Origin of the sequence: Defluviimonas sp. SAOS-178_SWC (assembly GCF_039830135.1) — a bacterium.
In the GTDB taxonomy this organism is placed as follows: domain Bacteria; phylum Pseudomonadota; class Alphaproteobacteria; order Rhodobacterales; family Rhodobacteraceae; genus Albidovulum.
In genome coordinates this window covers 1-13,632 of record NZ_CP156081.1, presented here as the reverse complement: position 1 = coordinate 13,632, position 13,632 = coordinate 1, and the positions used below count along the sequence as shown (strand labels likewise).

General features: G+C 63.7%; 14 protein-coding genes. 5 read left to right on the top strand and 9 right to left on the bottom strand.

The window, feature by feature from the left end:
- Positions 1–5 precede the first annotated feature (5 nt).
- Both V5734_RS00920 and V5734_RS00915 read right to left on the bottom strand, forming a co-directional pair.
- Positions 6–377 carry a DsrE family protein gene (locus V5734_RS00920; RefSeq protein WP_347311662.1) on the bottom strand — a complete coding sequence of 124 codons (372 nt, stop codon included), beginning with the start codon at positions 375–377 and terminating at the stop codon, positions 6–8.
- A 65-nt stretch (positions 378–442) separates the two neighbouring features.
- Entirely contained in the window at positions 443–988 is a 546-nt protein-coding gene (locus V5734_RS00915) for a YgjV family protein (RefSeq protein ID WP_347311661.1), read from the bottom strand.
- A gap of 201 nt (positions 989–1,189) precedes the next feature.
- On the opposite strand from V5734_RS00915, the gene V5734_RS00910 reads away from it, so the two are divergent.
- Both V5734_RS00910 and V5734_RS00905 read left to right on the top strand, forming a co-directional pair.
- Complete coding sequence (locus V5734_RS00910) at positions 1,190–1,822, top strand: TetR/AcrR family transcriptional regulator (RefSeq protein WP_347311660.1); 633 nt, start codon at positions 1,190–1,192, stop codon at positions 1,820–1,822.
- A gap of 402 nt (positions 1,823–2,224) precedes the next feature.
- A complete protein-coding gene (locus V5734_RS00905) occupies positions 2,225–2,359 on the top strand; it encodes a hypothetical protein (protein ID WP_347311659.1) in 135 nt (44 codons plus the stop codon).
- A 56-nt stretch (positions 2,360–2,415) separates the two neighbouring features.
- Here V5734_RS00905 and V5734_RS00900 read toward each other — a convergent pair whose 3' ends face one another.
- Positions 2,416–2,751 (bottom strand): hypothetical protein, encoded by a 336-nt coding sequence (locus V5734_RS00900; protein ID WP_432759653.1) that lies wholly within the window; start codon positions 2,749–2,751, stop codon positions 2,416–2,418.
- Positions 2,752–3,117: 366 nt separating this feature from the next.
- Here V5734_RS00900 and V5734_RS00895 point away from each other — a divergent pair, with 366 nt between their 5' ends.
- The 3 genes from V5734_RS00895 to V5734_RS00885 all read left to right on the top strand — a co-directional run bounded on the left by V5734_RS00895 (position 3,118) and on the right by V5734_RS00885 (position 6,007).
- Complete coding sequence (locus V5734_RS00895; RefSeq protein ID WP_347311658.1) at positions 3,118–3,402, top strand: helix-turn-helix domain-containing protein; 285 nt, start codon at positions 3,118–3,120, stop codon at positions 3,400–3,402.
- The gene (locus V5734_RS00890; RefSeq protein WP_347311657.1) at positions 3,402–4,553 is read left to right on the top strand and encodes a HipA domain-containing protein; all 1,152 of its coding nucleotides are present in this window, start codon (positions 3,402–3,404) and stop codon (positions 4,551–4,553) included. Before V5734_RS00895 ends, V5734_RS00890 begins: the two co-directional genes overlap by 1 nt.
- A gap of 272 nt (positions 4,554–4,825) precedes the next feature.
- The gene (locus tag V5734_RS00885) at positions 4,826–6,007 is read left to right on the top strand and encodes a GreA/GreB family elongation factor (protein WP_347311656.1); all 1,182 of its coding nucleotides are present in this window, start codon (positions 4,826–4,828) and stop codon (positions 6,005–6,007) included.
- Between the two features lie 168 nt (positions 6,008–6,175).
- Here the strand turns inward: V5734_RS00885 and gyrB are convergent, their stop codons facing one another.
- The 6 genes from gyrB to dnaA all read right to left on the bottom strand — a co-directional run bounded on the left by gyrB (position 6,176) and on the right by dnaA (position 13,632).
- Positions 6,176–8,614, bottom strand: a complete 2,439-nt coding sequence (gene gyrB / locus V5734_RS00880) for a DNA topoisomerase (ATP-hydrolyzing) subunit B (protein ID WP_347311655.1) — start codon at positions 8,612–8,614, stop codon at positions 6,176–6,178.
- Between the two features lie 127 nt (positions 8,615–8,741).
- Positions 8,742–9,368 carry a LysE family translocator gene (locus V5734_RS00875; protein ID WP_347311654.1) on the bottom strand — a complete coding sequence of 209 codons (627 nt, stop codon included), beginning with the start codon at positions 9,366–9,368 and terminating at the stop codon, positions 8,742–8,744.
- A gap of 55 nt (positions 9,369–9,423) precedes the next feature.
- A complete protein-coding gene (locus V5734_RS00870) occupies positions 9,424–9,858 on the bottom strand; it encodes a VOC family protein (protein WP_347311653.1) in 435 nt (144 codons plus the stop codon).
- Entirely contained in the window at positions 9,858–10,970 is a 1,113-nt protein-coding gene (gene recF, locus V5734_RS00865) for a DNA replication/repair protein RecF (RefSeq protein ID WP_347311652.1), read from the bottom strand. Before recF ends, V5734_RS00870 begins: the two co-directional genes overlap by 1 nt.
- Before the next feature lie 61 nt (positions 10,971–11,031).
- The gene (gene dnaN, locus V5734_RS00860) at positions 11,032–12,150 is read right to left on the bottom strand and encodes a DNA polymerase III subunit beta (RefSeq protein WP_347311651.1); all 1,119 of its coding nucleotides are present in this window, start codon (positions 12,148–12,150) and stop codon (positions 11,032–11,034) included.
- A 114-nt stretch (positions 12,151–12,264) separates the two neighbouring features.
- Positions 12,265–13,632 (bottom strand): chromosomal replication initiator protein DnaA, encoded by a 1,368-nt coding sequence (gene dnaA / locus V5734_RS00855; protein WP_347311650.1) that lies wholly within the window; start codon positions 13,630–13,632, stop codon positions 12,265–12,267.

Below are 13,632 nucleotides of genomic sequence, written 5' to 3'. Positions count from 1 at the left end.
TTGTCTCAGAAGCTCAGCGTCGCGGCGCCGTCGAGGATGAGGGCGTGGAGCGCGGGCGAACCGACGACCTGCACGCCGTCGATGAAGTCGCCCTCGGTGTATCCACGCACCTTGGCGCAGGGCGGGCAGACGAGGATCCGGCCGCCGCCCGACTGGAACTTGTCGATCAGCTCCTTCAGCGGCGGATCGAAGGGGTTCATGCGCACGTTGTCGGCGGCCCCCTTGCGCACGACGTCGACGCCCGCGCTGACCATGAACAGCGTCACCTGCTGTCCGGAGGCGATGCCCGTGTTGGCGATGGTGAAGGCCACCGTCGCGCGTTCGTCATCGAGACCGCGAGAGACGACAATCGCGAGTTTCTTGGTTTGGTTTTCCATCTTTCTGTTCCTTTGCTGATGATGGGATGGGTTCCGGACAGTCCCCGGTCCGGCCGGGATCGGGTTCAGGGCGCTTTCGCACCGGCGCGGACGTCGCGCTGTTCGCGGTGAAGCGCCGAGACGGCGATGCCGAACGTCACCAGCGCGCCGGCGACACAGGGCCAGGCGCCGATGAGAATGTCGTGGGTCGCGTTGAAGGGCGTGGCGCCAAGTTGGACGCGCCGCATCGCCAGCGTTTCGGATTGCAGCCGGCCGATCATGGTCAGGCAGCAGGCCGTGACGGCGAGGATCGTGGGCAGGCCCGCATAGGTCAGCGCGCCGATCGCCAGCACGGCCGGCAAGAACACATAGCCCATCTTGCGCAGCCAGGGGCGGTCGCCGGCCAGAAGCGCGACACTCGTTTGTATCGCTCCGGTGAGGCAGATGGCGGTCGCCGTCTGTTGCGCCAGAAGCGCGTAGGTCGCCGCGTAACAGCAGGAGGCGCCGAGCTGCACGCTCAGCATCGCCTCGCGCTTGCGGAACAGCGGCGAGACCAGTTGCGCCGCAAGACCGGCGGCTGCGAACAGGGGGGCCAGCGGCATGTCGGCGGCATGTTCAAACAGAGAGGTCATGGTCGGCTCCGTCATTTACAGACTGTTTGGTCTGTTAAATGCGTACCATTTGGTCTGTTATTGAGATAGATTCCGCCGGGTTTCGATGGTTTCAGAGAATGGATTGTTCTGAAACACGAATGAAACATGCAGATTCAGGGTGGCTCTCGTGGTCTGCCTCACCTATGATAAACAGACCTATTGAACCGGAAAGCAAAAGGTATGACCCCAAAAGGCGCGCAGGCGAAAGAGAAGATCCTGACAGCGGCCAAGGCCCTCGTCATGCGGAAGGGCTTTGCCGGCACGTCCGTCGACGACATCCTCGCCGAAACCGGTGTGTCGAAGGGCGCCTTCTTCCACCACTTCAAGTCCAAGGCCGATCTGGCGAACCAGCTGATGCGCTGGTACGGCGAGAACGACATCAGGATGTTCCGCACCATTCTCGCGCGGGCGGAAGCCATGCATGACGATCCGATGGATCAGCTCGTGCAGTTCCTGACCGACTTCGAAATCTACCTTGCCGATCCCGAGAACCCGCCGAAGGGCTGCATGTACGCGCTCTACACCTACGAGGACGGTCACTTCGAGAATGACGTGAAGGACTTCGTGGCCGAAACGCTCCAGACCTGGACGGCGATGTATATCCGCAAGTTCCAGGAGGTGATCGACCGCTACCCGCCCGTGCGGCCGGTGACGGCCAAGCGCCTTGCGGAACTGTTCGTTTCGGTGATCGAGGGCGGGCTGATCCTGCAGCGGGCTTACAGCAACCCGGGCATGACCGCGCGCCAGTCGGAGCAGTTCAGGGACTATCTGGAGCTTCTGTTCCCGAAAACCGCGGCGCCGTCGCCGGCGTAACTCCGTTCAGCCGCAATTGCGCGCGGTCCCGGAAGCGTGCCCCGCATTCCGGTGTATAAGCGGGGCTCCGTCACGCGCTCGCTAGACTGCGCCGATCACCTGTAGGGGCGCGTAATCGTACGCGGCTGCCTACGGTTTCCTTTCGCTTTTCGGACAGTCAAAGCTCAAAACATTGCGCGCATTTTGCGCATAACATGTCGCCATTGACCCGATATCTTGCGCTCTTTAAGAAGTGCCAACACACTGATACCAATTAAAAAAAACCACACCAGACTTTCATTTTCGGAAAAACCAGATCGAACAAATCTTCTCGGGGGGATTTCCGAAATTGTCGGTTCTCGACGAAATCGTCCAGATCCGAGATCCGGCGACTTCGTCGAGATCGCGCTCTTCGCCGCGATCATGATCCCCGTGCTGACCTTCGCGCCGTGGCTAATCACGGTCCTGACGACCCTCTACTTCATCTACGCCGCGATCACCGGCACGGAAGGCAAGGGACCGGGCCAGTACGGCCGCTATGACGGTGACGGCGGTTAGAACACTGTCCCGGACCCTTTCCCGAAGTCTTCAACCGGCGCCGCGGTCATCCTGAATCACCCACCACGCAAGGCTCGTCCCCGAGATGCCGACGGAAAGTTCAGATAAAGCATGGAGAACTCGGCAAACGCCGGAAGACGCGATTGCAGGCAGATCGTCGTACGTTCAGGGTCGATGCCTACGGCCAGGTAATCGAGCGCGACCTCCATCACATTTCTGCGGACCTTTGCCGGATCACGCGCGTTGTCGGTGAGGGCCTGCATGTCCGCCAGCAAGAGGAATTGCTCATGATCGTCTTGAAACCGCAAACGGTTTCGAAGCGGGCCTGCATAGTGGCCGATGTGCACTGGACCGGTCGTGCGATCCCCGGTGAGGATGATTGGTCTGGTCATGGGTGTGTCCTCTGGGAGCGAGGAGGCGCCGCATGATCGGGTCCGGGAAAAATCAGGCCGCCCATGCGGCGGCCTCGGGATGAATGAAAACTCCGATCGCCTGAGTTAGCAGGCCAGCCACCAGCGCTGAGCGATGATCATCGGGTTGTTCATGTGGTGACGTGTAGCCCGGCGCCGGACGGTCGTCAATCTTGGTCGGCACGGGCAACCCTATGGCTGACGGCGGTCCGCCGACTCTTACCGGTGTCACCTGATCCGCCCACTTTATACATTACTGTGTATTTTCAATTTTTATACAGGCTACTGTACATAAGATATTTATACACTACGCCGTATATCCAGGGCAGGTACAGAAAAATGTAAGAAATGACCCCAAGCCATCCCTCGATCCGCCCGGCCGCGGTGCGCTCCGTCAAGGAGCTTGGTCACGCCCTGCGCAACGCCCGCAAGGCCAAAAAGCTCACCCAGGCCGATCTGGCGCGCCGGTCGGGTCTCCGGGCCCATCATATTTCCTCGATCGAGACGGGAGCGACGAACCCCACCGCCCCGACCCTCTTCGCACTCCTTGCAGCCCTTGATCTCGACTGCATCATCCTGCCGCGCGGCCAAAGCCTGCACGGCAACCCTCCCGGGATCGAGGACATCTTCTGATGGGCCGGCGTTCAAAGAGTGTCGCCTTGGCCATCTACCTGAACGGACGCCGCGTCGGCACGCTGCTGCGCGAACCCGACGAGGCGATCGCCTTCACCTATCATGATGATTGGTTGAGTTGGGATCACGCATTCCCAGTCTCCCTTTCCTTGCCGCTGAGACCGGAACGGCAGTATGGAAGCCATGTCGTCGCGGTCTTCGACAATCTCCTGCCGGACAACGACAAGCTCCGAAAAACCGTTGCCGCCAGGATGGCGGCCGACGGGACAGACCCACATTCGCTCCTGGCCGCCATCGGACGAGATTGTGTGGGCGCCATGCAATTCGTTCCGGATGGCGAAGATCCGCGTGATCCATTCCGGCTCGACAGTGCCCCCATAGACGACGGCGCCATCGAGGCGTTGCTCAATGATCTCGAGGCACATCCCCTCGGTCTCGACCCCGACCAGGCGTTCCGCATCTCCATTGCTGGTGCCCAGGAAAAGACCGCACTCCTGCGGCGCGATGACGCCTGGCACATCCCGCATGGCCTGACGCCCACCACCCATATCCTCAAGAAGCGGATGGGGACCGTCCAGCACAGCATCGACATGACGACGAGCCTCGAAAACGAGTTCCTCTGCCTGAGGCTCGCAGCCGCTTTCGGCTTCGACGTCAATCATGCCTGGATCGAGCGCTTTGGCGAAACCGATGCCCTTGTCATCGAACGCTTCGACCGGACCCTTGCCCGCGACGGCCGCATGCTGAGACGCCCCCAGGAGGATTTCTGCCAGGCCCTGGGGGTGCCGTCCCATCTCAAAAACGAGCAGGACGGAGGGCCAGGCATAGCAGCCTCACTTGACCTCCTTCAGGGGTCGGTAACGCCTATGCCGGACAGGGCAACGTTCTTCGCAGCTCAGATTTTCTTCTGGATGATCGGCGCGACCGACGGACATGCCAAGAACTTCTCGATCTTCCTCGATACCGGCGGCTTCAGGATGACGCCGCTCTACGACATCATGAGCGCCGAGCCGGCATTCTCCACAGGCCAGATCCGACACCAGCAGATGCAGCTCGCGATGGCCGTCTCGGGAAAGAGCCGATACTACCGGATCGATCAGATCCACCCCCGGCACTTCTTCGAGGTCGGCGCGCGGGCTGGTGGCGAATAGCTCCCGGCTCAGGCGTTCAAACGGATCCTGGACATCGAGGAGAACGTATTCGACCGCGTTGCCAACGACCTGCCCGCACGTTTCCCGGGGAAGGTGCTCGATCCGATCCTGTCCGGCGCACGGAAACGCTTTCAGACAATCCGGAACCATGCCGAAGGCGGAACGGCCTGACAGACCGGCGGCCAATCCCCGACATGCCCCGTCTTCTTGACATGAATCTCCTTCGACCCGGACCACAACCGCGCGTATTTGAACCCTTCCGGAGACAGTGAATGACGCACTGGTATGTCGCCGATCCGCATTTCGGTCACGATAGCTTCATCCGCAACACAGGCCGTCCCTTCCGGGACGCGAACCACATGGAAGCCGCGTTGCTCGAACGGCAATGGGACAAGGTTGGACCGACCGACGATCTCTGGATCGTGGGAGACTTCGCCTTTGGGCCGAAAGCGAAGGACGGCGATTGGCTTCTCAAATTGTTCGGTCAGTTGCCCGGGGGACGGCATCTTGTCATCGGCAGTCATGATGGCCCGCTCACGCGGTCACTGCCGGGGGACATTGTGCCACTCCTGGCGGAGGTGGAGGATCCGGCAAGCGAGACTCCCGTCACGCTCTGCCACTATCCGATGATGACCTGGAACCACGCTCGGAAGGGGGCTCTACACTTGTTTGGCCACGTGCACGGCAATTGGCGGGGATCGGCCAACAGCATGAATATCGGCGTCGATGTCTACCACAGCTCGAAGTCGAGCCGCGACCGCGACCGGCTCCGTCAGGAGGTGTTCGAAGGACTTGGCTGGCGCCTGCACCGGATATGGTCGACCGACTGGTTTCGTAACCCGAGGAAGGAGATCGAGACCCTCAAGGAGGCGATCGAAGCCGCCCTTGGCTATGCCAAGGCGAAGGGCGTGAAATATTCGGAGCGCCTCGACGCAATGGCGCTCCTGACCCATCTCGCGGAAGACACCGCGGCCGAGATCGAGACATCGTCGGCGCAGTCGACTCACCCAGCCGCGCCGCCGGCCCGACCAAAACCGGAGCAGGCGAGCCTGCCTTTCGAACCGCCGGCCGGCAGCGATCTCTTCACCGCAGCGAACCGCATCGCGGCCGAGCCGACGGTATCGCTGGGCTCGAAGGTCAAGGTCGAGAATGTTACCGACACCAAGAGGCTCGCCTTCATGTTGGTCGAGGGCGGGAATTCACCTGACGAGGGCGAGGTCGGGATACATACGCCGCTCGGTCAGGCCTTGCTGGACGCCCAAATCGGCAACGAGGTCGAGTACCAGGTCGGTCGCACATCAAGGAAGTCCGGGTCTTGGAGATCAGGTGACGGACGCCTCGTCATCTTCGTGCGGTCTGAACTACTTTTTTTGCGCTGTGCGTACGTCTTGGCAAGCGGCTGTCTATACTTGACCTCAACCGAGGTCTCACTGCGCCGTAAGGATCGCCGATGATACTTCTCGGTAATCCATACTCCGGAAAAAGAGGCGAGCCGGCCCATCCAAATGCACGGAATTTCCGGCCTGTTTTTCCGCCCCCGGATTCAGAACTCGCGCAACACTACGCGCAATTCGCGCAAACCTTTGGGTAGAACGCAAGGTTTTGCGCGATCCTACATCACCTCAGAAGTCGAGGTTCTCGACGTTCAGCGCGTTCTGCTGGATGAACTCGCGGCGCGGCTCCACGACGTCGCCCATCAGCTTGGTGAAGATGTCGTCGGCTTCCGCCACATCGTCCACCTTCACCTGATTGAGTACCCGCGCCGACGGGTCGAGCGTCGTTTCCCAGAGCTGTTCGGGGTTCATCTCGCCCAGACCCTTGTAGCGCTGGAGAGTCAGCCCCTTCTCGCCCTCCTGAAGGATCGCCTCCAGCAACTCCAGCGGCCCGTGGATCGGCTGCTCCCGGTCCTTGCGGACCAGTTTGGCGAGCGATCCGTAGACCTCCTGCAGGTTCCCGGTATGGGTCGCGAGCCGCCGCGCCTCGCCCGAACGCAGGACCACGCCGTCGAGCGTCCGAACCTCCTCGACCCCGCGCAGCGAGCGTGAGAAGCGCAGCCCGTGATCCTGTGTCGGACGACCCTGCCAGCCGCGCTCGTATTCGACCGCCACCTCGTCAAGACGCTTCGCGACCTCGTTTGCCACGCCCTGCGCATCCGCATCGACCCGGCCGGGGACGAGAGCGCCGGCAATCGCCGACTGTTCGAGGATCCGGGTCGGGTAATGCGTCGGGAAGGCCATCAGGCTGCGGCGCACGACGCGCGCCTCCTCGACGACGCGGGCAAGATCGGCGCCGGTGATCTCCTCGCCGCTGCCAAGCCGCAGGATCGCCCCCTCGATGCCCTGCTGGATCAGGTAATCCTCCAGCGCGGCCTGATCCTTGAGGTAGACCTCCGACTTGCCGCGCGCGACCTTGTAGAGCGGCGGCTCGGCGATGAAGAGATGCCCGGCCTCGATCAGGTCCGGCATCTGCCGGAAGAAGAAGGTCAGAAGCAGTGTCCGGATATGCGCGCCGTCCACGTCGGCATCGGTCATGATGATGATCTTGTGGTAGCGCAGCTTGTCGAGGTTGAACTCGTCGCGCCCGATCCCGGTGCCGAGCGCGGTGATCAGCGTGCCGATCTGGTCCGAGGACAGCATCCGGTCGAAGCGCGCGCGCTCCACGTTCAGGATCTTGCCGCGCAAGGGCAGCACCGCCTGGTTCTTCCGCTCGCGGCCCTGCTTGGCCGACCCGCCGGCGCTGTCCCCCTCGACGAGGAACAGTTCCGACAGCGCCGGATCCTTCTCCTGGCAGTCCGCCAGCTTGCCGGGCAGCGAGGCGACATCCATCGCCGTCTTGCGCCGTGTCAGCTCGCGCGCCTTGCGCGCCGCCTCGCGCGCCAGGGCTGCCTCGATGATCTTGCCGACGATGACCTTGGCATGGGCCGGGTTCTCCTCGAACCACTCGCCGAGCTTCTCGTTGACGAGGCTCTCGACCGCCGGGCGCACTTCGGAACTGACCAGCTTGTCCTTGGTCTGCGACGAGAATTTCGGATCGGGAACCTTGACCGAGAGGACACAGGTCAGACCCTCGCGGGCGTCGTCGCCGGTGAAGTCGACCTTTTCCTTCTTCGCGATGCCGGAGGATTGCGCATAGGCATTGATCGTCCGCGTCAGCGCGCCGCGGAAGCCCGCCAGATGGGTGCCGCCGTCGCGCTGCGGGATGTTGTTGGTGAAGGGCAGGACCGTCTCGTGGTAGCTGTCGTTCCACCACATCGCCACTTCCACGCCGATGCCGCCGCGCTCGCCGGTGATGAAGATCGGATCGGGCAGGGCCGAGGTCTTGTGGCGGTCAAGATACTTGACGAATTCGCGCACGCCGCCGTCGTAGAACAGCTCGGTGCGCTGCAGCTCCGCGCCGCGATTGTCCTCCAGGATGATCTTCACCCCGGAATTCAGGAAGGCCAGTTCCCGCAACCGCGCCTCGAGCGTCTTGAAGACGTATTCGAGGTTGGAGAAAGTGCCATCCGGGTGATTGGTCTTCGACGAGGCGAGGAACCGCACCTCGGTGCCCTTTTCGCCGGGCGCGGCGTCGCCGACGACGCGCAGGTGCTCGACCGTGTCGCCATGCTCGAACCGGGCGAAATGCTCCTTGCCACCCCGCCAGACGCGCAGTTCCAGCCAGTCCGACAGCGCGTTGACGACCGAAACCCCGACCCCGTGCAGACCGCCGGACACCTTGTAGCTGTTCTGGTCGAACTTCCCGCCGGCATGAAGCTGGGTCATGATGACCTCGGCGGCGGAAACACCCTCCTCGGGATGGATATCGGTCGGGATTCCGCGCCCGTTATCGCGGACCGAGACCGAGTTGTCGGCGTGAATCCGCACCCGCACGAAGTCGGCATGGCCCGCCAGCGCCTCGTCGATGCCGTTGTCGACGACCTCGTAGACCATGTGGTGCAGGCCCGAGCCGTCATCGGTGTCGCCGATATACATGCCCGGCCGCTTGCGGACGGCCTCCAAGCCTTTGAGAACCTTGATGGAATCCGCGCCGTATTCGGCCGGTTGCTGCGCGTCGTCGGTCATGCAAGCCTGTCCTTGTTCTTACGCGCATTTTATAGTCCCTCGGGCGGGGATTGTCACGCCGAAGACACAAGATTTGGTGGCTGGTGGATGGTCCGCGCCGCGGCCGGTCGCCGCCGTCGCGGCGGCCTCAGATCTCGACCATCGCGATCAGGGCCCCGACAGCGATCAGCAGCCCCCCGGCCCCGACATTGATGCGCCAGAGCGCCCGTGGCGATTTCAGCAGCCCGCGCGCCTGGGCCACCAGAGCGGCAAGGAAAAGGTTGCCGACCAGCGGCACCGTCATCGAGGCGGCGGCGATCAACGCGATATCGGGCGCGGTCACCTGCCTGAGGTCGAAGAAGCCCGGCAGAACCCCCATGTAGAACAGGATCGCCTTCGGATTGCCGAGGATCGCCGCGATCCCGGCCGAAAGGCCCGCCCAGCGGCCTGGCCGCGTCAGCCGTCCGTCGGTCGCGACCGGCTGCCCGGCATGGCGGATCAGCAGCCACCCCATCAGGATGAAGATCGCCGCGGCCATATAGCGCATCACGGTCATGAACGCGCCCCACTGGTCGACGATCCAGCTCAGCCCGAAAATCGCGACCAGCGGCCAGATCAGATCGCCCAGCGTCACCCCGAGCGCCAGCGGCCAGGCGCTCGCGAACCCGCCGGAAAGCGCACGCGCCGTGAGCGCGACCCAGACCGGGCCGGGCGTCAGCCACAGCAGTCCGAGCGCACCGGCATAAAGCGCCAATGAAAGCGGGGTGACGGTCACGGCCGTGTATCTACATCTGTAGCTACGCAAAACATACGCATGTCCGACGCCGTCCCTACGCGTCCGCTACTGGCAAGGTCAGGCTCCCGTCCTGCCCGAGCGGCCAGAACGGGTTCATCGCGACCTCCCAGACATGCCCGTCCGGATCGGCGTAATATCCCGAATAACCGCCCCAGAAGACCTTCTCCGGCTTCTTCAGCGGCTCGGCGCCGGCCGCGACCGCCACCTCCCACGCCGCGTCGACCTCCGCCTCCGTGGTGAAATTCTGCGCAAGCGTCATCGCCCCGGTTCCAAGAACGGCCCCCGCCCGACCCTGGTCCGCAGCCAGCGCATCTTTGCCGAAAAGCCCCAGCACGGCGCCATTCATCTGATAGAAGACGACCTCCTCCATCGTCTGTGTCGGCACCCAGCCAAGGGCTTCGTAAAAGGCCCGCGCCCGACCGATATCCGCCACGCCAAGGGTGATCAGGGTCACGCGTTGCGGAGTCATCATCCGGTCCTTTCGCTCACGACGGAAAGTCCTTCCTTTTCAGTTACTTCGAAGGCCTGGGTCCGGGAGCCGAGCGTGTCGAACAACTCCGCGCCGGTCCCGGTCATGAAGGCCTGCGCCCCGAGCGCGCAGATCTCGTCATAAAGCGCCGCGCGCCGGCCGGCGTCAAGATGGGCGGCAACCTCGTCGAGGAGGAGGATTGGCGGCGCGCCGAAATCCTCGGCCAGCGCCCGGCCGTTGGCGAGAATGAGCGAGATCAGCAGCGCCTTCTGCTCGCCCGTCGAGGCCTGCGCGGCCGGAACCCCCTTCGCCGCATAGGCCGCGCCCAGATCGGCGCGGTGCGGCCCCGCCAGCGTCCGCCCTGCCGCCATGTCGCGACCCCGGCCCGCCGCGAAGGCCGATGCCAGCGCCTCCGCGCCCTCCGGCGCCATCTCTCCCTCCGGCCCGAGGATCGTCAGATCCGCTACCGGGAACGCCGTCTCGGCCCCGGCCTGCGCCGCCACGACCCGTGCGACCGCCGCCATCCGGTTGGCCTGAATCACCGCACCGGCCCCGGCCATCTGCGCCTCCAGCGCGCCATACCAGCCCGGATCGCGAACCTCGTCGCGCAACAGCCGGTTACGCTCCCGCATCGCCTTCTCGTAGGTCAGGACCGCCTCGGCATGGCCGGGCTCGAAGCTCAGCGTCATCCGGTCGAGAAACCGCCGCCGCCCTTCGGCCGCCTCGATCCAGAGCCGGTCCATCGCCGGCACCAGCCAGAGCATCCGCGCGATGCGTCCCAGGGCCGCCTGCGGCGCCGGTTTCCCGTCGATGGTCACGCTGCGCGGCGCGCCCGGCTCGGCAAAGGTCTCCACCTCATGCATTTGGTGCAGACTGAGGATCCCGGCCTTCAGTTTCCAGCCAAGTGCCTCAGGCTGGCGCCCGATCTCGTCGGGGCCTGCGCGTCGTAACCCGCGCCCGGGCGAAAACAGCGAAACGGCTTCGAGAATGTTGGTCTTGCCCGCCCCATTCGGGCCGAAGATCGCTACGGGCCGTCCGTCGAACGCCATTTCCGTCCGCCGGTGAGAACGGAAATGCGACAAGAGAAGCGATGTGACGGCAAGCGCTGGCAAGACCCGTTAGCCCTTCATCTTGCCGAAAAATACCTTCGCCGGAGGCGCCGGCGAAGCCGGATCAGACCCGCATCGGCATCACGACATAGACGGCGGAGGTGTCGTTACCCTCGCGCATCAAGGTCGGATCGCCCGAGGAATTGAAGAGGAAAACGGCGTTCTCGCGATCGACCTGGCTGGCGATCTCCAGGAGGTACTTGGCGTTGAACCCGATCTCCAGCCGCTCGTCGCCATAAGCCACGGCCAGTTCTTCCTCGGCCGCGCCCGCATCCGGGGCGTTGACCGACAGGACCAGACGGTCCTCGTCAAGCTGCAGCTTCACCGCCCGCGACCGCTCTGACGACACCGTCGCCACCCGGTCCACAGCCTTGGCGAATTCAGAGGCATCGACCTCGAGCCGCTTGCTGTTTCCGACCGGGATCACCCGGGTGTAGTCCGGGAAGGTGCCGTCGATGACCTTGGACGTCAGCGTGATCGCCGGGGTCGCGAAGCGAACCTTGGTCTCCGAAACCGAGACCGCGATCTGCATCTCGTCATCGTCGAGAAGTTTGCGCAACTCGCCCACGGTCTTGCGGGGAACGATCACGCCCGGCATGCTCGAGGCCCCGTCCGGCAACGGCGCGTCAATCCGCGCCAGCCGGTGGCCGTCGGTCGCCACGCAGCGCAGGACCGGACCATCCTCCGACTGGGCGACATGCATGTAGACGCCGTTCAGGTAGTACCGCGTCTCCTCCGTCGAGATCGCGAACTTGGACTTGTCGAAAAGCCGGCGCAGGACCGGGGCGGGGGCCGAGAAGTTCGCGGTGTATTCCGACGACGCCATGACCGGGAAATCTTCTTTCGGCAGCGTCGCGAGCGAAAACATCGACCGCCCGGCCTGCACGGTCAACCGGCCGGCGGCGCTGTCGTCCGACAGCTGGACCAGTGCCCCGTCGGGCAGTTTGCGCACGATCTCGTGCAGCATCACCGCCGAAACGGTCGTGGCGCCGGCACGCTCGACCTGGGCGGGGGCTTTGTCCACCACCTCGATATCGAGGTCGGTGGCGCGGAAGCTGACGGTGTTGCCGTCCGCCTCGATCAGCACGTTGGCGAGGATCGGGATCGTGTTGCGCCGCTCCACGACCGACTGGGCCTGACCCACCGCCTTAAGAAGCGTCGCGCGCTCGATGCTGATCTTCATATCCGTCCCCTTGAGATCGCCGGGAGGGGAAAGTTAGCAACTTTCCCCTCAGGCTCAAGAATTTTCGGGAATGTCCAATGGATTGGACAGAGGGTCAAGGCCGCTCGCGCGGGTTTAGGCCTCCAGAAGCCGACGAAGAAGGTCGATATCCTCGGCCAACTGGCTGTCGGTCGCCTTCAGTTCCTCGACCTTGCGGATGCCGTGCATGATCGTCGTGTGATCGCGGCCACCGAAACGGCGACCGATCTCGGGCAGCGACCGTGTGGTCATCGACTTCGCCAGATACATCGCCACCTGACGTGGCCGGGCGATGGTGCGGACCCGCTTCGGCCCGATCATGTCCGACAGGCGGATGTTGTAGTGCTCCGACACCTTGCGCTGGATCTCCTCGATCGTGACCTTGCGGTCCGAGGCGCGGAGAATGTCGGCGAGGCAATCCTGCGCCAGATCGAGCGTGATCTCGCGGCCGACGAGCGAGGCGAACGCGAAGAGCCGTGTCAGCGCGCCTTCGAGGACGCGGACGTTGGTGGTGATCCGGTGGGCGAGGAATTCCAGAACGCCATTCGCCAGCTTCAGGCCGGGATATTGGCCGCGGTAGTGCTCGGCCTTCTGCTGAAGGATGCCAAGGCGCAGTTCGTAGTCGGTCGGATGCAGATCGACGACCAGCCCGCATTGCAGGCGGCTCTTGATCCGATCCTCCAGATCCTTGATCTCGCCCGGCGCGCGGTCGGCGGAGATCACGATCTGCTTGTTCTGATCGACGAGCGCGTTGAACGTGTGGAAGAATTCTTCCTGCGTCGAATCCTTGCCGGCGATGAACTGGACGTCATCGACCATGAGGACGTCGACGGAGCGGAACATCTCCTTGAATCCCATGATCTCCTTCTCGCGGAGCGCCTGCACGAACCGGTACATGAACTGCTCGGCCGAGAGATAAAGCACCCGAAGATCCGGGCTGCGGGTCTGAAGCTCATGCGCAATCGCGTGCATGAGGTGGGTCTTGCCGAGGCCGACGCCGCCATAGAGGAAGAGTGGGTTGAACGTGACCGGCCCGCCTTCGGCGACGCGGCGCGCGGCGGCGTGGGCAAGCTCGTTCGGCTTGCCGACAACGAACGTGTCAAAGGTGAAGCGCGCGTCGAGGGGCGCCCCGGGAAGCTCTGCCTCGTCGCCCCTGCGCGGCGCAGGCCGAGCGGCGGATTTCGTGCGCGGGCCCGCGACTTTCTCGATCGGGTTCGGACGCGGCGCGGCGACGTGGAATTCGACCCGCTCAACCTCATGCCCAGCCTTGGCCAGATGTTGGCGAATCTGCTCGGCGAAGTTGCGCGACACCCAGTCGCGCATGAACCTCGTCGGTGCCTCGAACCGCGCGATCCCGTCCTGAAGACGGTCAAGCGTCAGAGGCTCGATCCAGGTTGTGAAGTTATTCTTGCCAAGTGTCTTGAGAAGTTCATTTCGTACCCGCCCCCAGGAGTCTTCTGTCAT